A 19,832-nucleotide genomic window follows, 5' to 3' on the forward strand; every position below is an offset into this window, starting at 1 on the left:
GCATTCGCGCGCTTCCCGTGCCGCGGGCGCACGCGGGAACGGACGTCGGCGGCAACGGCGGCTCAGATGGTCTCTCGGTTTCCGCAGAAAAGGCCCGAAAACGATCCGTGCTGTCCGCGAACCGCAAACGATCCGTCCTCGGCACCTCGCCGCTCCTAGGCTCCAGCGTCGTGACAGCGTCTGCAGGCAACACCCAGGTTCGTGACGCGCGGGGGCGCATCGAGTACATCGACGCATTGCGGGGCGTCGCAGCGCTCATGGTCGTGGTGCACCACGCTCTCGTCCGTGTCGCGCCAGCGTACGAGGAGTGGACGCTGGAATGGTTCGATCCGGGCCGCGTCGGTGTCGTGGCCTTCTTCCTGGTGAGCGGATACGTCGTCGGCATGACGCTCAGCTCCCAGACACCGCGCGTCTTCGTCGTCCGCCGCTTCTGGCGGCTCTTCCCGGTGTACTGGCTGACCACGCTGCTCTACATCGCGGTCGCGCTGATCACCGGCTACGCCCCGATCGAGGCCTCGGTCGTGGTGCTCCTGGTGAACATCTCGATGCTGCAAGGTTTCCTGGGACTGGCCTCGGTGCTCCCCGTGGCGTGGACGCTCGGGATCGAGATCGCCTTTTATGCCCAGTCGGTAGTCACGAGATTCGCTCGTCTGCTGGATCGAGGCGTGTGGCTCGGCCTGCTGTGGCTGGCGGTCCTCGCCGTGTACGCCGCGGCCAACGTCACCGGCGTGTGGGACCGCGAAGGCAGCATGCCGCTGATGATGTTCACCGCGAGTGTCGGGCTCGCTCTCTACCTCTGGGAGCGTGGGCGCTCACGCGCCCTCATCGCCTTGCTGCCGTCAGCGGTCATCGTCGCTCCGATGCTGGGCGTCCTTCTCAAGATGAACAGCGGCGACGATCGCGGCCACGTGAGCTTCAGCCTGTCGTACCTGGCCGGGCTTGCCCTGTTCGGCGTGTTCTACGCGGCCCGGTCGCGAGCATTCCCCGCCTGGATGCTGAAGATGGGTGCCGCCAGCTATGCGCTCTACCTCATCCACCCCGTCGTGATCCTGGCGTCATTCGGATCGATCGGGATGCCGGCGGTGTTCCTGCTCGTGACGGTCGGGTTGTCCCTGGTCGGGGCCGAAGTGCTGCATCGGTACGTCGAAAAGCCGACCATCGAGATCGGGCGACGGGCGACCCGCGGGTCGAGTCCTGGGCGCATGCCCGTGCCCGCATCCCGTGAGGAGAGCGCCGCGCGCCGGGAATGAGGCCGATGCGCCGCACTTTCTCTGTTGCGAAAGGCGGCCGGTGGGTACGGGAATGCTCGTCGCGGAATGCCGGCCGCGCATTGTTCGCCATACCCGTTTGATAGATTGAAGACGGGCAGCCAGTGTCCGGTTAGGGTGTTGGCCGTGGGTGCGAGCAAATCGACGGGCGTCGTCAGAGATCGTGACGTGGTTCCTCGGCCGATCCGGTTTCTGCTCATCGCTCTTCTCGGCGTCGGCGGCCTGATCAGCGCCCCCTTCCTCGGTCGTGGCGGACCGCTGCCGATGACGACCCTGCTCGACGTCTGGATTCTCCTGCTCGCGGTGTGGATGTTCTGCGCCACCCGTATTCGTACCAGCGGGGTTCTCCTCCTGATTTTCGCGTACGCGATCACGCGCATCTTTCCAGCGGTGGTGGACGGTTCTCCGCTCGAGGATTTTCTCCAGGCCTACCGGTGGGTCTGGTACCTCGCTGTCGTCGCGCTCGCCGTTGGCAAGAAGTGGCCGCGGATCGTGTCCCTGGTCAACGTCACGTGGTTCCTGATCGGACTCGCGATCCTCAAAGGCATCGCCACTCGCGTGCTGCTGGGGGCGACCGTGCGACCCGGCCTGCTGCTCGAGAACAATTTCGAGATTCCGCTGTTCGCCGGTCTCGTCGCCGTGCTGTATCGCCACCTGGGGCGTTATCGAGTCTTCTCGGTCCTCGCGGTCGGACTGCTCACCGTCGTGTCCGGCTCGCGAAGCGGCATCATCGCCTTCGTCATCCTCGCCGTCTACGCCGTCACGCAGAACAAGCGCGCCAACCTCTTCGTCCGCTATCTCGCTTACATGAGCATTCCGGCGGCTGGTGGCGCCGCGTACTTCCTGTTCGCCGAGCGTTTCGAGAGCGAAGGCCAGATCGACCGCCTGAACTTCTTCGCCGTCTTCCTCAGAGAAGTCGACGACTGGAGTCCGCTTCAGTGGATCTTCGGCACTACGCCGATCACCCCCTTGTCGTCCTCGGCGTGTAACCGCCTGTCCTACTTCGTGAATCTCTTCTCGAGCGAAGGCGACGGGTCTTGTTACTCGGTGATTCTGCACTCGTTCCTGATGCGCGTGGTCTTCGACGCCGGCATCGTGGGGCTCGTGCTCTCGTTCGGGTTGCTCTGGTATCTGATGCGTCGCGCACAGGTGCAGACGGCTCTCACGCTCACCCTCATCGCCGTCGCCGTCGCGAACAGCGCGTCGGTGAGCGGTCCGAACAACCCGTACGTGCTTCTTCCCATCGTCTTCGCCATTCTTCTGTCTCACCTGCCGCAGGCGCCGTGGTTGACGGAGCTCACGGCGGACGAGCAACGGCGAGACCGGCGCCGCTTGGCCACGCAGCGCCCGCTCACACCGACGCCCTGACCGTCGGCTCAGCGCACCCGCACCCGCAACCACCGCACCCCGTGGGCGGGGAGGGCGATGCCACCGCCCAGCCAGACGGGCGTGCTCGCGACGAGATCGAGAGCCTCGGGGTGCAGCCCTGACAGCGTGACGGCGTCGATGGACGCGGGGGAGTCGGCGACGTTCGCTGCGACGAGCACCGCGAAACCGGTGTCGCCGGGGCGCAGGAACGCCACGATCGACGCCACGTGGGCATTGAATGCGATGAGCTCGTTGCCGGCGAACTCGGGCGTCGAGCGGCGGACGGCGAGCAGTCGCGACAGCCGCGAGTACACGCGACCCGCCGGGGTCTCGGCATCCGTCCGGTCGTCATAGTTCCGCCCCGGCCGGAACGGACGGTGCACCCACCTGCTGTCACCGGCCTCCGCGGGGCGGTCGGCGTAGCCGTAGTCGTTGAGCTGGGCGACCTCGTCGCCGAGGTACAGCAACGGGATGCCGCCGGTCGAGAGCGCCAGGGCGTGGGCCAGCACGACCCGGTCTTCGCCACCCGCGTCGCCCGCCTCGATGCCGGCGAGGGATGCCGTCGTGCCGGTGACGCGGGCGTCGCCCGTGCGGGGGTTCTCCTGGAACGCAACACCCCGGGCGAACGAGCCCTCGGCGCGGCCCACGTAGAAGTCGTTGAGGAAACGCCGGTGCGGGTAGCCGTCGATGCCGAGCTCGGCGGCATCCTCGTCGGCGAACGTCCAGCCGATGTCGTCGTGGCTGCGCACGTAGTTGACCCACGCCGTGCCCTCCGGGAGGGTGTGGCGGCGCTCCAGCGCCTGCTGCAACAGACGGCCGTCGCGGGTGGCCAGCGCCTCCCACGTGAGGGCCATCTGCAGCGGGTTGTACGAGACCTGGCATTCGTCGGGCGAGATGTACGAGACGACCTCGTCGGGGTGCACGATCGCCTCCGACTTGAACAGGAGCCCGGGCGCGGCCATCCGCAGCACCGCGTTGAACGCCTGCAGCAGCAGGTGCGCCTCGGGCAGGGACTCGCAGGTCGTGCCGAGCCGCTTCCAGATGAAGGCCACGGCATCCATCCGCAGGATCTCCACGCCCTGGTTCGCGAGGAACAGCATCTCGCCGGCCATGGCCTCGAAGACGGAGGGGTTGGCGTAGTTGAGGTCCCACTGGAAGTGGTAGAACGTCGCCCAGATCCAGCGACCGTCGTCGAGCTGGACGAACGAGCCCGGGTGGTCGTCGGGGAAGATCTCGCGCGTGGTCCGCTCGTACGCGTCGGGCATCTCGCGGTCGGGGAAGATGAGGTAGAAGTCCTCGAAACCGCTGACGCCGGCGACCGCTTTCCGCGCCCACTCGTGCTCGTTGCTCGTGTGGTTGAAGATGAAGTCGACCACGAGCGAGATCCCGGCGCGGCGGAGGTCGGCCGCCAGCTCGGCGAGCTCCTCCATCGTGCCGAGCGCCGGGTTCACGCGGCGGTAGCTCGACACCGCATAGCCGCCGTCGCTGTTGCCCTCGGGGCTCTCGAACAGCGGCATGAGGTGCAGGTACGTCAGCCCCAGCTCGCGGAAGTACGGGATGGCGTCCCGGATGCCGCTGAGTCCGCCCGCGTACCGGTCGACGTAGCAGACACCGCCGAGCATGCGTTCGCTCTCGAACCAGTCGGGGGTGCTCTCGCGTTCGCGGTCGAGCGCCTTCAATGCGCGGGGACGCTCGGTCCAGGATCGGCGGGCGAGATCGACGACGGATGCCAAGCGCTCGAGGCCGTCGGGACGATCGCCGTACAGCCGCACGAACAGCTCGTGCAGGCGGGGGAGGTGAAGTTCGGCGTTCGCGAGGAACTCGCGATCCGCTCCGGACGTGGTCAGGTCGGAGAGGATTCGCGCGACGTCGCGGGAACCGGGGCTGAGCGGGGTCACGGGTCACAGCTTGTCGCATGCGAGGAGGTGTGGCCAGGACCGACGTGCGGAAAGCCCGCCTTTCGATTGTGCCGCGTTCGTGATACGAATTGTGTTAGGAAAGTGACACGAAAGGTCGCCGTATGAGCACCCTCCATCCCCGCGGTCTTGCGAGCGCCCTCGCGCGGATCCTCCCCTTCGACCTGGTCGGGGCCCTCCTGTCGTCGTCCGTGGTCTCCGCCGCACTGGCCGTCTTCGCCGCGGTCGCGATCGCCGTGATCACGCGTCGTGCAGGGGGGATCGCGGTCGCCGGCCCGCGCGGCGAGCGGGTGGCCCTCGCCGGTGTCGCGTGCACGGTTGGGGTCGTCTGGCTCCTCGACGTCGTCCTGCGCGGCTACGTCTTCGACATGTCGGCCACGGTGTCGTGGTGGCGTTTCGCCGTCGCCCCGACAGCGGCGGCCGTCGGTCTCGCGCTCCTCGCGATCGCGATGAGGACGAGGCGGCCCCGCCGCAGCCTCGACGCGGCGATGGCGGTCCGGCGGACGTGGACGAGCTTCGGGCCTCGCCGCGGCATCCTCTCGTTCACGATCCTCGGCGCGGTGGCGGTCGCCCTGGCCCTCGTCTTCGGGGGGATGTCCACGGCGTTCGAGCCGGGCCTCGCCGCGCACGTGGCCCTGGAGCTGCCGAACACCGACGAGGCGCCCGTCATCCTCCCGTTTCCCGGCTGGGCGTACGGCATCCCCCTGATCCTCTCGATCGTCGCGCTCGCCGCCGCGCTGCTCCTCGCCCTGCACCGAAACGCCGTCCGTCCCTTTCCCGACGATGTGCCCCTCGACGTCGAACGCACCCGGCGCGCGTCCGTCGCGCGAGACGCCGTCATCCTCGCCGTCGGCGCGACGCTCATCGCGCTGGCGGGGATGCTGCGCCTCGCCCGTTCCGCGGTGACGACGTCGCTGACGATCATGACCGATTCAGGTACCGGGCCGGCTCTGAGCGTGAACCTTCCGCACGCCGATCTGATCCTGGTGGGAGGCATCGTCGCCCCCGTTCTCGAGATCGGCGGCTGCCTGCTGCTGGCCCTGCTCGCCCTGGGCGGCATCCGGGTCGCGGCGGCGCCTCGTCGACGCACGGTCGCCGTGAGGGAGCTGCGGTCATGACGGGTGCCACGCCCCCCGCCGTGGAGGAGACGGGCTCCACCGCCGACGTCCACCGGTTCTTCCGCGGGCTGATCGTGTCGGGACGACTCGGCGCCGGAGAACGACTCCCGACCGTGCGCCAGGCGGCCGCCGACTTCGGCGTCGCCCCGGGAACCGTGCAGAAGGCGTACCGGTCGCTGGAGAACGACGGTCTCATCGTCACGCGCGTGGGATCGGGCACTCGGGTCGCCCCCGGCGTCGCCGCCCTGCCGGCGGAGCTGACGAGACAGCTTCGCGCCCTGGTCGACGCGGCCGTCGCGGAGGGCGTCGCGGTCGAGACGCTCGCCGACGTGCTCCGGGTGATGTGGGGGGACGCCCGCACGCCGTGACCGTTCGGGTGCGGGCGCGGCGATCGGCGCACCGTACGATCGACGATGGTCCTCGAGCCGGGGGCACGGAGGGAGAACGGTGTCGGAGCGCGGTGCCATCGGTGTGGCTGTCGGGGGAGCGGTGCTCATCGGTGCCCTCACCGCCCTGCAGGCGCGCATCAACGGCACCCTCGGAGCGGAACTGGGCGACGGGATCGTGGCCGCGGCCGTGTCGTTCAGCTCGGGCCTGCTGATCCTCATCGTCCTCTCTGCCCTGATCCCCGAGGGGCGACGCGGGTTCGTGCGCCTGGTCAGCGGCATCCGGAGTCGCTCGATCCCGCCGTGGATGCTCCTCGGCGGACTCGCCGGTGCCCTCACGGTCGCGAGTCAGGGGCTGACGGTCGCGACGATCGGGGTCGCCCTCTTCACGGTCGGTTTCGTCGCGGGGCAGACCTCCGGGGGTCTCGTCCTCGACCGCGTGGGGTACGGGCCGGCCGGAGTCGTGCCCGTCACCGTGCGCCGACTCATCGGTGCGGCCCTGGCGATCGCCGGGGTGGTGGTGTGCCTGTCGGGCGACGCGCTCGGAGGCGTTCCCCTGTGGATGCTCATCGTCCCCGTCGTCGCGGGCGCCGGTGTGGCGTGGCAGCAGGGAACGAATGGGCGCCTGCGCGTCCGGGTCGAGAGCCCTTTGACCGCCACGCTGGTCAACTTCATCGGCGGCACGCTCGTCCTGCTCGTCGCCGCGATCGTGCACGTGGTCGCGGTGGGGGCCCCGCGGGTCGTGCCGACGGAGCCGTGGCTCTACATCGGCGGTGCCGTCGGGGTCGTCTACATCTTCCTCTCGGCGGTGGTGGTCCGCCGGACCGGCGTCCTGCTGCTCGGCCTCGGGTCCGTCGTGGGGCTGCTCAGCACCTCGGTGCTCCTCGATGCCCTGTGGCCCGCTCCCGCCGCGCCCTCCACGCCGGTCGCGCTCCTGGCGGCTGCCGTCGCGATCGCCGGCGTCGTCATCGCGGCGGTGCCGTGGCGGCGGCCGACGCTCCTGAGCGATCGACCCCCTCTCCACGACGCAGCCGCCCGAGGAAGGTGTCCTCGGGCGGCTGCGGAGAAGGGGTCTCGGGCGACGGGTCAGAGGCGCGCGTCGTGAGCCTTGCGCGTCTTCTTGCCTCCGGGCAGGCGGGAGATGTGCTTCGCGGCATCCACGGTCTTGCGCCGGATCGGGCGCGAACGCTGCGGCTTGCCGCCCACGTACAGCCAGCCGAGCAGCACCTCGTGCTTGCTCAGACCGTGGGCCTTGGCGAGCGACTTGCTGCGGGTCTTGTCGTCGGTGCGCCAAAACACCCCGAAGCCGGCCTCGTCGAGGGCCAGGCTCAGCATGTGCGCGACACCGGATGCCACGGCCTCCTGCTCCCACGCGGGGATCTTCTTCGACGACAGGTCGGCCACCACCGCGAGGATCAGCGGAGCGCGACGGGGCTTGGACGAGTACCCCTTCTTACCGTCGGCCTTGTTGAGAGCCCGCGCGAGGATGTCGCGGTCGCTCCCGCGGATCTCGATGATCCGCCAGGGACGGAGCGATTTGTGATCGGCGACGCGACCGGCCGCGGCCACGAAGGCCTCGAGCTCGACGCTCGTGGGGGCGAGATCGGTGACCTTCGACCACGAGCGGCGGTCCCGCATCGCCTCCAGTGCGCTCACGCGTCGCTCTCGGGCGTGAAGGACAACGACAGCGAGTTCATGCAGTAGCGGTCGCCGGTCGGCGTGCCGAAACCGTCGGGGAACACGTGCCCGAGGTGCGAGCCGCAGTTGGCGCAGCGCACCTCGGTGCGCTGCATGCCGTGGCTGTTGTCGTCGATGAGCTCGACGGCCTCGGGGCGCACCGACTCGTAGAAGCTCGGCCATCCGCAGTGCGAGTCGAACTTCGTTCCGCTCTGGAACAACTCGGCACCGCACGCGGCGCAGGTGTAGAGACCGGCGCGGCTCTCGTCGAGCAGTTCACCGGTCCAGGCGCGCTCGGTGCCTGCCTGGCGCAGGACCGCGTACTGCTCGGGCGTGAGCTCGGCCCGCCACTGGTCGTCGGACTTGTCGACGGCGTAAGTCATGCGATCTTCCCTTCGTTCGTCCCCCATTCTCTCGTGTCGCGGGCCGGTCAGGTCGGCGCGGCATAATCTGCGGAATGCAAGAGGATGCCGTGAGGGCCGTCATCGACCGGTACGGGCGTTTCGCCCGCGAGGAGGCACCCGGTCGCTCACCGCTGTACGAGGCCTGGGCGCGCCGCGTGGGCGACGATCCGGCCGTGGCCGCCGTGCTCGCCCGCATCGACGAGACCCGGCGTCAACCCCCGCTGGTCTTCGCCGTGATGCGCCTGCTCGGCGCTCCGGACGACGACCTCGCGGCGTGGGCGGGCTGGATCGTGGGCCACGCCGACGCTCTGGTCGCCGAGTGCGCACGGCGCAGCCTTCAGACCAACGAGCCGCTGCGGTGCGCGGCACTGCTGCCCGCCCTCTCGCTCATCGAGGGTCCGATCGCTCTGCTCGAAGTGGGCGCCAGCGCGGGACTGTGCCTGTATCCCGATCGCTATTCGTACCGCTATCGCCGGGGCGACGAGGTCGTCGCGCTCGACCCCGCGACGGGCGCGAGCCCCGTCGTGCTCGACAGCGTCCTCGAAGGACGTCCCGAGCTGAGGATGCCGCACATCGTCTGGCGTGCCGGGGTCGATCTGTCGCCTCTCGACGCGAGGGTCGACGCAGACCGCGCGTGGCTGACGGGTCTCGTCTGGCCGGGGGAGGAGGGGCGGAAGGAGCGCGTCACCGCGGCCCTCGACATCGCCGCCGCCGATCCGCCCCTGCTCGTGGCCGGCGACGGCGCCGACGCCCTCGCGGGCCTCGCGGCCCGGGCCCCGCGAGATGCGACCCTCGTGGTGACGACGCCGGGGGTGCTCGCCCACGTCCCGCGCGTTCGCCGCGGCGCCGTCATCGACGCCGCTCGCCGAGCGGGACGGTGGATCACCCTCGACGCACCGGGACTGCACGACGGATGGACGCGGCGGCCGCAGCTCTCGCGAGGCGGCTTCGCCGTGGCGCTCGACGGCGAGGTCGTCGCCGAGGCCGATCCGCTCGGGGCGTGGGTGGCGTGGCATCCGGGATCGGCGTGAGGTCGCCGTTACCGTGAGAGGGTGACCCTCTCGGACCGTGATCGCGCCTTCCTCGCCTTCGAGGGTGAATGGCGGCGCCATGGGGGTGCGAAAGAAGAAGCGATCCGCGCCGAGTTCGCGCTGACGCCCGCGCGGTACTACCAACTCCTCGGCCGTCTCATCGATACGCCCGCGGCCCTCGCGCACGACCCGATGCTGGTGCGACGCCTGCGGCGTCTTCGCGACGATGCGGCGGAGCAGCGACAGGAACGTCTCGGCCGTACCGCAACCCGTTGACAAAGCCGCACGGGTGGGACCGATAGCATCGTCCAATGGCCAGATCGACCTTCCCGCGGGATCGCTTCGATGACCTGTCGGTCGAGTCGGGTCGCGTCGGGGCCCATCGTGCCGAGAACCCGCGGCTGCGCGGATGGATCGTCTTCCTGTGGGCCGCCATCGCCACCCTCGTCCTGATCATCGTCGGCATCTTCGGGTCGCTGGTGGTGTCGGGGCGCATCTCGTTCGGCACCGAGCCGGCGCCTGCGCCGACCGCTTCGGCGGAGCCGACCACCCCGGCCGCCATCGACACGTCGTACTCGGTCGTGGTCCTGAACGGAACAGGCCAAGAAGGTCTCGCCGCGGCGGTGCGCGATCAGATCATCGGTGCCGGCTGGGCGGCCGACACGGTCGAGACCGGCGACTCGGACACCACCGACTTCGCCACCACGACGATCTATTACTTGCGCGAGAGCGACCAGGCTGCGGCCGCGGGCTTGGCGGCAGCCCTGGGTGGCGCCCAGACCGCGCAGAGCACGTTCCTGCAGCCCACCGACGACCCGAGCACGCCCGACGACGAGAGCGATGTCAAGCGTCTCGTGGTGGTCGTCGGACTCGACCGCTCGGCCGCGCAGGCGTCGCCCTCGCCGACCTCCTGACCTCGCCAGGGCCGCGTGTTTCCGCGGCGTAACAAGTTCGCGGCCTACGCGTCAACAATGCGCCGAGCGGCCGGTCCTGCGGTATGCGGCGTGCTTACGATGACCTCGTCATTCAGCAACGGGAGATTCGCATGACGCAGGGCACTGTCAAATGGTTCAACGCCGAGAAGGGCTTCGGGTTCATCACCGTCGCCGACGGGCAGGACGTCTTCGTCCACTACTCGAGCATCGAGATGTCGGGCTTCCGTGTTCTCGAAGAGGGCCAGACCGTCGAGTTCACCGTCGGCACGGGCCAGAAGGGCCCCCAGGCAGAGTCGGTGCGACTGGCCTGACCCACCGTCTTCCGACGCCGTGGCATCCCACCGTGGATGCCACGGCGTCGTCGTCTACGCCCGGGATGGTGGCTTGCACTCCCCAGGGGCGAGTGCCAGAATGAGTTAGCACTCGCTTTCGTCGAGTGCCAAAAATCTGGAAGTCACCCGTCCGGGAGGGACGACACACTTATGGCAAAGATCATCGCTTTCGACGAAGAGGCACGCCGTGGCCTCGAGCGTGGCCTCAACACGCTGGCTGACGCCGTCAAGGTGACCCTGGGCCCCCGCGGTCGCAACGTCGTGCTCGAGAAGAAGTGGGGCGCCCCCACGATCACGAACGACGGTGTCTCGATCGCCAAGGAGATCGAGCTCGACGACCCGTACGAGAAGATCGGCGCCGAGCTGGTCAAGGAGGTCGCCAAGAAGACCGACGACGTCGCGGGTGACGGCACCACCACCGCCACCGTTCTCGCCCAGGCGCTCGTGCGCGAGGGCCTGCGCAACGTCGCCGCCGGCGCCGACCCCATCTCGCTCAAGAAGGGCATCGAGAAGGCCGTCAAGGCTGTCACCGACGAGCTGCTCGCCTCGGCCAAAGAGGTCGAGTCGAAGGAGCAGATCGCTGCAACCGCGTCGATCTCCGCCGCCGACCCCGCCATCGGCGAGCTCATCGCCGAGGCCATCGACAAGGTGGGCAAGGAAGGCGTCGTCACGGTCGAAGAGAGCAACACCTTCGGCACCGAGCTCGAGCTCACCGAGGGCATGCGCTTCGACAAGGGCTACATCAACCCCTACTTCGTCACCGACCCCGAGCGTCAGGAAGCGGTCTTCGAAGACCCCTACATCCTGATCGCCAACCAGAAGATCTCCAACATCAAGGATCTTCTGCCGATCGTCGACAAGGTGATCCAGGAGGGCAAGGAGCTCCTCATCATCGCCGAGGACGTCGAGGGCGAAGCGCTCGCGACCCTGGTGCTGAACAAGATCCGCGGCATCTTCAAGTCGGCGGCCGTCAAGGCTCCCGGCTTCGGCGACCGTCGCAAGGCGCAGCTGCAGGACATCGCGATCCTCACCGGCGGCCAGGTCATCACCGAAGAGGTGGGCCTCAAGCTCGAGAACGCCACCGTCGACCTGCTCGGCCGTGCGCGCAAGGTCATCATCACCAAGGACGAGACCACGATCGTCGAGGGCGCCGGCGAGTCCGAGCTGATCGAGGGTCGCGTGACCCAGATCCGCCGCGAGATCGAGAACACCGACAGCGACTACGACCGCGAGAAGCTCCAGGAGCGCCTCGCCAAGCTCGCCGGTGGCGTCGCCGTCATCAAGGCGGGCGCTGCCACCGAGGTCGAGCTCAAGGAGCGCAAGCACCGCATCGAAGACGCCGTTCGCAACGCGAAGGCCGCCGTCGAAGAGGGTGTCGTCGCCGGTGGTGGTGTCGCGCTGATCCAGGCGGGCAAGACCGCGTTCGCCAACCTCGAGCTCGTCGGTGACGAGGCCACGGGCGCGAACATCGTCAAGGTCGCCATCGAGGCCCCGCTCAAGCAGATCGCGCTCAACGCCGGTCTCGAGCCCGGCGTCGTCGCCAACAAGGTCGCCGAGCTCGAGGTCGGTCACGGCCTCAACGCCGCGACCGGCGAGTACGGTGACCTGTTCGCACAGGGCATCATCGACCCCGCCAAGGTGACCCGATCGGCGCTGCAGAACGCCGCGTCGATCGCCGGTCTCTTCCTCACCACCGAGGCCGTCGTCGCCGACAAGCCCGAGAAGGCTGCGGCGGCTCCCGCCGACCCGACGGGTGGCATGGACTTCTGATCCACGCCTGACGCATCGGAACGCCCCCTCCCTCGGGAGGGGGCGTTCTGCCGTTCGCAGACCTCGTCGCGGACCCGAGCGCCGCGCGACCCGGAACGTTCTCGAAGAGTGAGGCCAGAGCCCGGGATCCAGGCTCTCCGAGATCCGCTCAGCTGGACGTGGCGCTGATGCTCGACCGGAGACGGCGAGGCCGTGCGTCGCGCCCGCCTGACATGCGCGACCGCCGCCTCTTCCGTCACGGAGCGGGCTGTGAGGAATCTTCTCCGATGAGGTCGCTGCGGGGGAGTCGCTCAAGCGGCTGCGTCTCGATGAGCGCGTGCTCCTGGACGTCTCGACGGTCGGCCAAGGGGAGCGAGACGCGGAACGTCGCGCCACCGCCGGGGGTGTCGTGCACCTCGACGGTGCCGTGCAGCAGGTCGACGATGGATGCCACGATCGACAGGCCGAGACCGGAGCCGCCCGTCTCGCGGGTGCGCGAGGTGTCGGCACGCCAGAAACGTTGGAAGATCTGCTCCCGGATCTGCTCGGGAACGCCTTCGCCGTGGTCGATGATCTCGATCCACCCCATGTCGGCGTCGGCGTCGACACCGACGCGCAAGCCGATGGGGGAGTCCGCGGCCGTGAAGCGCCGGGCGTTGCCCAGCAGGTTCGCGACGACCTGGCGGACCTTGTTCTCATCGCCGAGCACGACCGGAGCCAGTCGCGTCGGCGTGCGCACGGCACCGGGCGGCGCCGGCTGCGGTACCACGGACTCGTCGCCCGTGACCGCCGGCGTCTCGCCCGTATCCCTCGTGCGACGGCGCAGCCGCGACAACGTGGCTCCCGCGATCGCCATCGCCGAGGGTCGTCGGCGCCGTCCTACGGCGCGCCGACGATGACGCGGGTTGCCCTCCGGCATCCAGGAGCGGGTCGAGGGTGATCACGGGCAGGACGTGTTCGGTGCGGGAGGTGGTGTCGTCGACGGTCACCTCGCGCTGGGGCGAGGTGACGCGCAGATCCATGGCGGCGTCGCGGGCGATCGGTCGCAGATCCAGCGACGTGATCGTCACGTCGCGGCGCTCGTCGAGACGCGCGAGCGCGAGCAGGTCTTCGACCAGCGCACCCATGCGGATCGCCTCCTTCTCGATGCGCTCCATCGACTGCGCCACGTCTTCGTCGGAGCGGATGGCGCCCATGCGGTACAGCTCGGCGTAGCCCCGCATCGTCACCAGGGGGGTGCGCAGCTCGTGGCTCGCGTCGCCGATGAAGCGGCGCATCTGCCGCACGGTCGCATCTCGCTGTCCGAGCGCACCGTCGATGCGCGCGAGCATCGCGTTGATCGCGGTCTTCAACCGCCCCACCTCGGTGTCGGGCACGATGTCGGTGAGGCGCTGGCTGAAGTCTCCCGCGGCGATGTCCATGGCGGTCGTCTCGACCTGGCGCAGGTTGCGGAAGGTGAGTGTCACGAGCCAGCGCGTCAGCAGAGCGCTGGCGATGAGGATGAGCAGTGCCACGAAGGCGTAGATGCCCACGTACGCCGCCACGATGCGATCGGTGGGAGCGAGCGGTTGGATCACCATCTGGGTGTAGACGCCGGGGTTGCCCTGGGGTTGTACGACGCCCACCCGGGCGAGGAAATGCTGGCCCGTCTCCGGGTCTTCCAACTCGATGCGGCGATCGATCTGCAGGTAGGTCTGCTCGAGGGTGAAGGTCGCCGGCAGCTGGGGCAGCGTTCGCGACGAGGTGCCGTTGTAGACCGCCTTGCGCTCGCCGTCGGGGCCGTACACCACCACCATCGACCCGATCTGCGGGGCGTTCTCGACCTGCGAGAACACGACCTGCCCGTCGCTGGTGTTCGTCGTGAAGACGCTGTTGGCGATGCTGCTGGCCGCCTGCTGCGCGAGCTGCTCGTCGAGGTTGTTGACGAGTGTCGTCCGCAGGAACACCATCGTGCCGATGCCCGCCGTGAACAAGCCGATGGCGAGCAGCGCGACTGTCACGCCGGTGACCTTCGCCCGCAGGCTCAGACCGCGCCACCAGCGCGTGAGGACGTCGTCGGAGTGCGACAGGGCGTGGCCTTCCTCAGGCCGTCTTGCCCGACTTCAGCATGTAGCCGAAGCCGCGCTTGGTCTGGATGAGCGGCTCGGAGGAGTGCGGATCCATCTTGCGGCGGAGGTAAGAGATGTAGCTCTCGACGATGCCGGCGTCGCCGTTGAAGTCGTACTCCCACACGTGGTCGAGGATCTGTGCCTTCGACAGCACGCGATTGGGGTTGAGCATGAGATAGCGCAGGAGCTTGAACTCGGTCGGGCTGAGATCGATCGAGACGTCGCCGACGCTGACGTCGTGGGTGTCCTGGTCCATCGTGAGCTCACCCGTGCGGATGATCGACTCCTCGTCGGCCTGCATGGTGCGGCGCAGAATCGCCTGGATGCGCGCGACGATCTCGTCGAGGCTGAACGGCTTGGTGACGTAGTCGTCACCGCCCGCGTTCAGGCCTTCGATCTTGTCTTCGGTCTCGTCTTTCGCGGTGAGAAAGAGGATCGGGGCCGTGTAGCCCGCGCCGCGCAGACGCTTGGTGACGCTGAAGCCGTTCATGTCGGGCAGCATCACGTCGAGCACGATGAGGTCGGGTTCTTCTTCGAGCACGGCCGAGATCGTCTGCGCGCCGTTGGCCACGGCTCGCACCTGGAAACCGGCGAAGCGCAGGCTCGTGATGAGCAGGTCGCGGATGTTCGGTTCGTCGTCCACGACGAGGATGCGAGGAGCTGTCATGTCCTCATTATCGTGACTGCACCCAGCAATGGGCTGGATATGGAACGGAAAGCCGCGCGCTGGTATGACTCACGCGGCTGCGGCGTCGATCCCCTCGGCATCGAGGATCGTGTAGGCGTAGCCCTGTTCGGCGAGGAAGCGCTGGCGGTTCTGCGCGAAATCCTGGTCGACCGTGTCGCGCGCGATGAGGGTGTAGAAGCTCGCCGTGTGGTTCGACTGCTTGGGGCGCAGCAGGCGCCCGAGACGCTGCGCCTCTTCTTGGCGAGAACCGAACGAGCCCGACACCTGGATGGCGACGGAAGCCTCGGGCAGGTCGACCGAGAAGTTGGCGACCTTCGAGACCACCAGCAGCGGGATTCTGCCGTCGCGGAAACCCTGGAAGAGTTCCTCGCGCTCGGGGATGGGCGTCGCCCCGGTGATCTGCGGGGCGTCGAGTGCCTGGGCGAGCTCGTCGATCTGATCGAGGTACTGCCCGATGACGAGAACGCGTTCACCCGGATGCCGCTGCACCAGGCGGCGGGTGACGTCGATCTTCGCGGGGGCCGTGGCGGCGAGGCGGTAGCGATCCTCGTCGGCAGCTGCGGCGTACTCGAGGCGCTCGTCGGCCGGGAGGTCGATGCGCACCTCGTAGCAGGCCGCGGGTGAGATGAAGCCCTGGGCCTCGATCTCTTTCCAGGGCGCGTCGAAGCGCTTCGGGCCGATGAGGCTGAAGACATCGCCCTCGCGGCCGTCCTCGCGCACCAGTGTCGCGGTCAGCCCGAGTCGACGCCGCGCCTGCAGGTCGGCGGTGAGCTTGAACACCGGAGCCGGCAGCAGGTGCACCTCGTCGTAGAGCACCAGGCCCCAGTCGAGCGCGTCGAGCAGGGCGAGGTGGGCGTACTGGCCTTTCCGCTTGGCGGTGAGGATCTGGTACGTCGCGATGGTGACGGGCTTGATCTCTTTGACCTGCCCGGAGTACTCGCCGATCTCCTCGGGCGTGAGCGTGGTGCGGCGCAGGAGCTCGTCGCGCCACTGACGCGCGCTGACGGTGTTGGTGACGAGGATCAGGGTGGTCGTGCGGGTATCGGCCATGGCGCCGGCGCCGACGAGCGTCTTGCCCGCACCGCAGGGGAGCACCACGACGCCCGAGCCGCCCTCGGAGAAGGAGTCCACCGCCTGGCGCTGATACGGGCGCAGGCTCCAGCCGTCTTCGGCGAGGTCGATCGGGTGGGGGGTGCCGGGGGTGTAGCCGGCGAGGTCTTCGGCGGGCCAGCCGATCTTCAGCAGCTCCTGCTTGATGTGCCCGCGGGCCCACGCGTCGATCAGGTAGCTGTCGGGACTGGGGTGACCGATCAGCAGCGGGGCGATGCGCTTGTTGCGCGACACCTCACCGAGGACCGCCGCATCGGTCGAGCGCAGCACGAGTTCTTTGTCGTCGTTGCGTTCGATCACGAGGCGGCCGTACCGGTTGACCGTCTCGCGGATGTCGGTGCTCACCGACGCGGGTACCGGGAAGCGCGACCACTTGTCGAGCGTGTCGAGCATCTGGTCGGCGTCGTGCCCGGCCGCGCGGGCGTTCCACAGGCCGAGGCGGGTGATGCGGTACGTGTGGATGTGCTCGGGTGCGCGCTCGAGCTCGGCGAAGACCGCGAGCTCGTGCCGCGCCGTCTCCGCTTGCGGGTGCGCGACCTCGAGGAGTACGGTGCGGTCGCTCTGCACGATGAGGGGGCCGTCAGCCATAGCGTTCGATTCTACCGGGGCCGCGGTGGCGCGGGCGCACTCGGCGTCATTCGACGAGCGCGACCCCGTCGATGTGCGACAGCGGCAGGGTGCGTTCGACGTCGGCCCCGCGGTCGCGCCCCCGCAAGCGCCCGCCGCCGAGCCCCGTCGCTTCGAGACGGAACACCCGGGCCGAGCCGTCGGGGAGTCGCACCGTCACGTCGATCACGGCGCGGGCGCGCACCGCCTGGTCGAGCTCGCGTTCGAGCCACGCGGCATCCGAATCCTCGGCGCCGGCGCGCAGCCTCGCGAGGAGCGGGCCGTACGTGGCCGCCGGATCGGCGCCGGACGAGGGGGCGGGGGCCAGCTTGGCGCGCTCGAGGGCGCGCGGGCGGCCGTCGCCGTCGACCGCGACGGCCGGGTAGTGCGCGTCGGTGAGCGCCCAGAACACGACGTCGGCCGATACGTGCGAGATCAGCTCGTCGTCGGAACGGCTGAGGGCGATGGATCGCAGCGACTGATCGACCTCCATCGAGCGCAACAGGGTGGCGTCGTCGGTCAGGACGCGGGTGAGACGGGATGCCGGGTCGGCAGCGACCCGCACGCGCCCGTGCTCGGCCGCGGTGCGCTCGATCACGTAGGCGAGCGGCTGCGGGAGCCCGGTGAGCGACAGAGCGGTGAGGAAGTCGCGCAGGGAGTCGGCGGTCTCACCCGCCGTGATCGCGGCACCGATGCTCGCCGCGCTGAAGCGGTAGCTCGAAGCCTGCGCCCGGGACTCGCGCGCCGCCATCGAGCGCAGGCGCACGTCGAGGTGCGGTGCGAGCGGGCCCGGCGCAATGGCGGTGAGGTCGTTCTGCAGGTACACCCGATCGACCTCGGGCGGCAGCAGATCCCGCAGGGCCGACACATCGACGTCGCCGCCCGCGGCGAGACGGCGGGCCCAGGGCGGTACACCGCCTGCGGCGTCGATCACCCCCCATCGCTGCAGACGCCGGGCCCACGAGGCCGCACGCTCGGGGCCCTCGGGATCGAACGGCGTGGCACCGGGCCACTGCGCGGGCGCAATCCATCCGCCCGCGTCGTCGCGGAAGGCGGCGGGCAGCGCGTCGCGCAGGGCCCGCGCGGTGCGTTCCCAGCGCTCGAGCGTCGGGAGCCGGAGCCACTCGCGCCCGGCCGACGAGACCAACCAGGCGCGATCGTTCGTGCCGAGCAGCCCGACGGCCGCCGCGAGTCCCACCAGAAGGTCCGCCTCGGCGGGGCTGGAGACGGCTCCCGACTCGACCAGGCGGCGGCGCTCGCCGGCTCCCAGGGAGCCCGAACCGATGCGTCCGAGCGGGGCCTCGAGGGTGAGCAGTAGGACGTCGGCCACCGAGGCGGCACCGGTGAAGGCGGCCTCGGCAGCGGTTTCGACATCGACGTCGGTATCGGCGAGCGGCGGGGTCGCGGCATCCGGGATGCCGGAGGGCGCCATCTGCCGCATGGTCTCGACCACGTGGGGGAAGGGGATGCCGTCGGCATCGACGAGGGCGAGGGATGCCAGGCGCTCGCGCATCGGTGGGGGAACCGGCGCGCCGTGGGAGGCGTCGGCGAGTGCCCGGGCGGCGGGGCGGGGAAGGGCGACGAGCCCGCGGGTCACCGACGCGCCGTCGAGGAGCGCCTCTGCGGCGTCGAACATGTCACGCCACGTGCTCGAAGGTGACACCCGGCGCTCGGCGAACAGGGCGGCGAGGTCGTCGTCGGAGCGCGCGCTCAACGAGACCGCCAGTGCGCGTTGTGCGGAGGTCTCGGGCACGTCAGCGGGCCTTGTTCGCCCGGGCCCTTCGGACGAAGCTCATGATGAGCACGGCCAGGAGGCAGGCGAAGGCCACCGGGGGAGCGAAATAGGTCAGCACTCCGACCGTGGGCCAGACGCCGGTTCGCATGTCGGCGCCGGAGCTGGAGCCGATGATGACCGCGAAGAAGCACACGATCGCGAGCGCCAGCAGTCCCATCGACATGAATGCGAGGATGCGGTCGAGCCGACGGACGGGGACGTCGTCGCTCGGCGTGTGGTCGCGGGGGGTGCGGGTGCTCATCGCGCTCAGCCTACTGCCTGGCGGCGGTGGCGTAGGCTGGGAGGCCGGCATCCGATCGGGTTCCGTGTTCCGCCGCGCGTCGCGCACTCATTCAGCGAGGTTCCCATGCCCACCGGCAAGGTCAGGTTCTACGACGACGAGAAGGGCTTCGGCTTCATCACGACCGATGACGGCCAGGACGTGTTCCTGCACGCCACAGCCCTGCCCGCCGGGACCCCCGCGCCCAAGGCCGGCACCCGCCTGGAGTTCGGCGTCGCCGACGGCAAGCGCGGCCTGCAGGCACTGTCCGTGCGGGTGCTCGATGCCCCGGTGAGCCTGTCGAAGCGGTCGCGTAAGCCCGCCGACGACATGGCGATCATCGTGGAAGACCTCGTGAAGCTGCTCGACGGCATCGGTGGCGATCTGCGCCGCGGCCGCTACCCCAGCGGCGCCCACGCACAGAAGATCGCCGCGGTGCTGCGCAAGGTCGCCGATGACTTCGAAGCCTGAGCGGGCCGTCGACGAGCGGTTGATCGGCGCCCACGACCTCGCCCTCGCGGCGCTGCACGAGATCACTCCCGCCGACGGGATCGGTCCCGCGGCGGGATACGTCGCAGAAGACGACGGTGTCGTCTCGCTGCGTTTCCACACGCGCTTGGCCGGGTATCCCGGATGGTTCTGGACGGTGAGCGTCGCCGTGGTCGACGACGCCGAGCCCACCGTGCTCGAGGTCGAGTTGCTGCCGGGCGACGGCGCGCTGCTCGCGCCCGACTGGGTGCCGTGGGCCACACGTCTGGCCGAGTACCAGGCGGCACAGGCCGCCGCCGCCCACGCCGACGACGAGTCCGACGACGACTTCGACGATGACGGTCTCGACGAGGACGACCTCGACGACGACGGCGAGACCGATGACGACCTCGACGACGACGACGAGGCGGAGCAGCCGAAGGCGCGCTTCCACGCCGGCGACCTCGACGGTGTGGACATCGACGAGCTCGACGGCGACTCGGACGAGGACGACTCGGACGATGACGACGAAGACGTGCACGGCGGCGACGACCGCAGCTACTGATCGCGCTGAACGACGAAGGCCGTCCCGCATCCGCGGGACGGCCTTCGTC

21 protein-coding genes are annotated in these 19,832 nt (G+C 69.4%); 12 read left to right on the forward strand and 9 right to left on the reverse strand.

Going from position 1 to position 19,832, the window contains the following annotated elements:
• Positions 1 to 170: 170 nt before the first annotated feature.
• A complete protein-coding gene (locus QE412_RS00120) occupies positions 171 to 1,250 on the forward strand; it encodes an acyltransferase family protein (protein WP_307478606.1) in 1,080 nt (359 codons plus the stop codon).
• Positions 1,251 to 1,394: 144 nt separating this feature from the next.
• Complete coding sequence (locus QE412_RS00125; protein WP_307478609.1) at positions 1,395 to 2,636, forward strand: hypothetical protein; 1,242 nt, start codon at positions 1,395 to 1,397, stop codon at positions 2,634 to 2,636.
• Positions 2,637 to 2,644: 8 nt separating this feature from the next.
• On the opposite strand, the gene QE412_RS00130 is transcribed toward QE412_RS00125, so the two are convergent.
• Positions 2,645 to 4,534: an amylosucrase gene (locus QE412_RS00130; RefSeq protein WP_373426511.1), complete on the reverse strand. Its 1,890-nt coding sequence runs from the start codon at positions 4,532 to 4,534 to the stop codon at positions 2,645 to 2,647.
• A gap of 122 nt (positions 4,535 to 4,656) precedes the next feature.
• Here QE412_RS00130 and QE412_RS00135 point away from each other — a divergent pair, with 122 nt between their 5' ends.
• The 3 genes from QE412_RS00135 to QE412_RS00145 all read left to right on the forward strand — a co-directional run bounded on the left by QE412_RS00135 (position 4,657) and on the right by QE412_RS00145 (position 7,161).
• Entirely contained in the window at positions 4,657 to 5,670 is a 1,014-nt protein-coding gene (locus QE412_RS00135) for a hypothetical protein (RefSeq protein WP_307478611.1), read from the forward strand.
• A complete protein-coding gene (locus tag QE412_RS00140; protein WP_307478614.1) occupies positions 5,667 to 6,038 on the forward strand; it encodes a GntR family transcriptional regulator in 372 nt (123 codons plus the stop codon). Before QE412_RS00135 ends, QE412_RS00140 begins: the two co-directional genes overlap by 4 nt.
• 79 nt (positions 6,039 to 6,117) lie before the next feature.
• On the forward strand, positions 6,118 to 7,161 hold the full coding sequence (locus QE412_RS00145) for a DMT family transporter (RefSeq protein WP_307478616.1): 1,044 nt from the start codon (positions 6,118 to 6,120) through the stop codon (positions 7,159 to 7,161).
• Here QE412_RS00145 and QE412_RS00150 read toward each other — a convergent pair.
• Positions 7,143 to 7,694 carry a nitroreductase family protein gene (locus QE412_RS00150; protein WP_307486934.1) on the reverse strand — a complete coding sequence of 184 codons (552 nt, stop codon included), beginning with the start codon at positions 7,692 to 7,694 and terminating at the stop codon, positions 7,143 to 7,145. The genes QE412_RS00145 and QE412_RS00150 overlap by 19 nt on opposite strands.
• Before the next feature lie 14 nt (positions 7,695 to 7,708).
• A complete protein-coding gene (gene msrB / locus QE412_RS00155) occupies positions 7,709 to 8,116 on the reverse strand; it encodes a peptide-methionine (R)-S-oxide reductase MsrB (RefSeq protein ID WP_307478619.1) in 408 nt (135 codons plus the stop codon).
• Between the two features lie 74 nt (positions 8,117 to 8,190).
• Between msrB and QE412_RS00160 the strand changes: the two genes are divergently transcribed.
• The 5 genes from QE412_RS00160 to groL all read left to right on the forward strand — a co-directional run bounded on the left by QE412_RS00160 (position 8,191) and on the right by groL (position 12,205).
• On the forward strand, positions 8,191 to 9,168 hold the full coding sequence (locus QE412_RS00160; RefSeq protein WP_307478621.1) for a DUF2332 domain-containing protein: 978 nt from the start codon (positions 8,191 to 8,193) through the stop codon (positions 9,166 to 9,168).
• A gap of 21 nt (positions 9,169 to 9,189) precedes the next feature.
• Positions 9,190 to 9,444 (forward strand): DUF3263 domain-containing protein, encoded by a 255-nt coding sequence (locus tag QE412_RS00165; RefSeq protein ID WP_307478623.1) that lies wholly within the window; start codon positions 9,190 to 9,192, stop codon positions 9,442 to 9,444.
• Between the two features lie 35 nt (positions 9,445 to 9,479).
• Positions 9,480 to 10,082, forward strand: a complete 603-nt coding sequence (locus QE412_RS00170; protein WP_307478625.1) for a LytR C-terminal domain-containing protein — start codon at positions 9,480 to 9,482, stop codon at positions 10,080 to 10,082.
• Between the two features lie 131 nt (positions 10,083 to 10,213).
• A complete protein-coding gene (locus tag QE412_RS00175; protein WP_307328759.1) occupies positions 10,214 to 10,414 on the forward strand; it encodes a cold-shock protein in 201 nt (66 codons plus the stop codon).
• Positions 10,415 to 10,585: 171 nt separating this feature from the next.
• Complete coding sequence (gene groL / locus QE412_RS00180) at positions 10,586 to 12,205, forward strand: chaperonin GroEL (protein WP_307478628.1); 1,620 nt, start codon at positions 10,586 to 10,588, stop codon at positions 12,203 to 12,205.
• A 235-nt stretch (positions 12,206 to 12,440) separates the two neighbouring features.
• Here the strand turns inward: groL and QE412_RS17645 are convergent, their stop codons facing one another.
• The 6 genes from QE412_RS17645 to QE412_RS00205 all read right to left on the reverse strand — a co-directional run bounded on the left by QE412_RS17645 (position 12,441) and on the right by QE412_RS00205 (position 18,732).
• A complete protein-coding gene (locus QE412_RS17645) occupies positions 12,441 to 12,893 on the reverse strand; it encodes a sensor histidine kinase (RefSeq protein ID WP_373426512.1) in 453 nt (150 codons plus the stop codon).
• Positions 12,880 to 14,184: a histidine kinase dimerization/phospho-acceptor domain-containing protein gene (locus QE412_RS00185; RefSeq protein WP_373426513.1), complete on the reverse strand. Its 1,305-nt coding sequence runs from the start codon at positions 14,182 to 14,184 to the stop codon at positions 12,880 to 12,882. The genes QE412_RS17645 and QE412_RS00185 overlap by 14 nt, the downstream gene beginning before the upstream one ends.
• Positions 14,185 to 14,266: 82 nt before the next feature.
• Positions 14,267 to 14,959: a response regulator transcription factor gene (locus tag QE412_RS00190; protein WP_307478632.1), complete on the reverse strand. Its 693-nt coding sequence runs from the start codon at positions 14,957 to 14,959 to the stop codon at positions 14,267 to 14,269.
• 69 nt (positions 14,960 to 15,028) lie between these two features.
• On the reverse strand, positions 15,029 to 16,678 hold the full coding sequence (locus QE412_RS00195) for a DNA repair helicase XPB (protein WP_307478635.1): 1,650 nt from the start codon (positions 16,676 to 16,678) through the stop codon (positions 15,029 to 15,031).
• A 46-nt stretch (positions 16,679 to 16,724) separates the two neighbouring features.
• On the reverse strand, positions 16,725 to 18,449 hold the full coding sequence (locus QE412_RS00200) for a helicase-associated domain-containing protein (RefSeq protein ID WP_307478637.1): 1,725 nt from the start codon (positions 18,447 to 18,449) through the stop codon (positions 16,725 to 16,727).
• A 1-nt stretch (position 18,450) separates the two neighbouring features.
• Positions 18,451 to 18,732 carry a multidrug ABC transporter ATPase gene (locus QE412_RS00205; protein WP_307478640.1) on the reverse strand — a complete coding sequence of 94 codons (282 nt, stop codon included), beginning with the start codon at positions 18,730 to 18,732 and terminating at the stop codon, positions 18,451 to 18,453.
• Positions 18,733 to 18,837: 105 nt separating this feature from the next.
• Here QE412_RS00205 and QE412_RS00210 point away from each other — a divergent pair, with 105 nt between their 5' ends.
• Both QE412_RS00210 and QE412_RS00215 read left to right on the forward strand, forming a co-directional pair.
• The gene (locus QE412_RS00210) at positions 18,838 to 19,221 is read left to right on the forward strand and encodes a cold-shock protein (protein WP_307478643.1); all 384 of its coding nucleotides are present in this window, start codon (positions 18,838 to 18,840) and stop codon (positions 19,219 to 19,221) included.
• A complete protein-coding gene (locus tag QE412_RS00215) occupies positions 19,205 to 19,783 on the forward strand; it encodes a DUF3027 domain-containing protein (RefSeq protein WP_307478646.1) in 579 nt (192 codons plus the stop codon). Before QE412_RS00210 ends, QE412_RS00215 begins: the two co-directional genes overlap by 17 nt.
• Positions 19,784 to 19,832 lie beyond the last annotated feature (49 nt).

This window comes from Microbacterium trichothecenolyticum (genome assembly GCF_030818955.1).
GTDB classification, from domain to species: Bacteria; Actinomycetota; Actinomycetes; order Actinomycetales; family Microbacteriaceae; genus Microbacterium; species Microbacterium trichothecenolyticum_B.

Bases quoted from the DNA above. Each gene is read 5' to 3' on its own strand.
- QE412_RS00135 (WP_307478611.1), top strand. From the start codon at position 4,657: ATGAGCACCCTCCATCCCCGCGGTCTTGCGAGCGCCCTCGCGCGGATC.
- QE412_RS00160 (WP_307478621.1), top strand. From the start codon at position 8,191: ATGCAAGAGGATGCCGTGAGGGCCGTCATCGACCGGTACGGGCGTTTC.
- QE412_RS00150 (WP_307486934.1), bottom strand. From the start codon at position 7,694: ATGCGGGACCGCCGCTCGTGGTCGAAGGTCACCGATCTCGCCCCCACG.
- QE412_RS00205 (WP_307478640.1), bottom strand. From the start codon at position 18,732: ATGAGCACCCGCACCCCCCGCGACCACACGCCGAGCGACGACGTCCCC.
- groL (WP_307478628.1), top strand. From the start codon at position 10,586: ATGGCAAAGATCATCGCTTTCGACGAAGAGGCACGCCGTGGCCTCGAG.
- QE412_RS00215 (WP_307478646.1), top strand. From the start codon at position 19,205: ATGACTTCGAAGCCTGAGCGGGCCGTCGACGAGCGGTTGATCGGCGCC.
- QE412_RS00140 (WP_307478614.1), top strand. From the start codon at position 5,667: ATGACGGGTGCCACGCCCCCCGCCGTGGAGGAGACGGGCTCCACCGCC.
- msrB (WP_307478619.1), bottom strand. From the start codon at position 8,116: ATGACTTACGCCGTCGACAAGTCCGACGACCAGTGGCGGGCCGAGCTC.
- QE412_RS00195 (WP_307478635.1), bottom strand. From the start codon at position 16,678: ATGGCTGACGGCCCCCTCATCGTGCAGAGCGACCGCACCGTACTCCTC.
- QE412_RS00210 (WP_307478643.1), top strand. From the start codon at position 18,838: ATGCCCACCGGCAAGGTCAGGTTCTACGACGACGAGAAGGGCTTCGGC.
- QE412_RS00190 (WP_307478632.1), bottom strand. From the start codon at position 14,959: ATGACAGCTCCTCGCATCCTCGTCGTGGACGACGAACCGAACATCCGC.
- QE412_RS00175 (WP_307328759.1), top strand. From the start codon at position 10,214: ATGACGCAGGGCACTGTCAAATGGTTCAACGCCGAGAAGGGCTTCGGG.
- QE412_RS00170 (WP_307478625.1), top strand. From the start codon at position 9,480: ATGGCCAGATCGACCTTCCCGCGGGATCGCTTCGATGACCTGTCGGTC.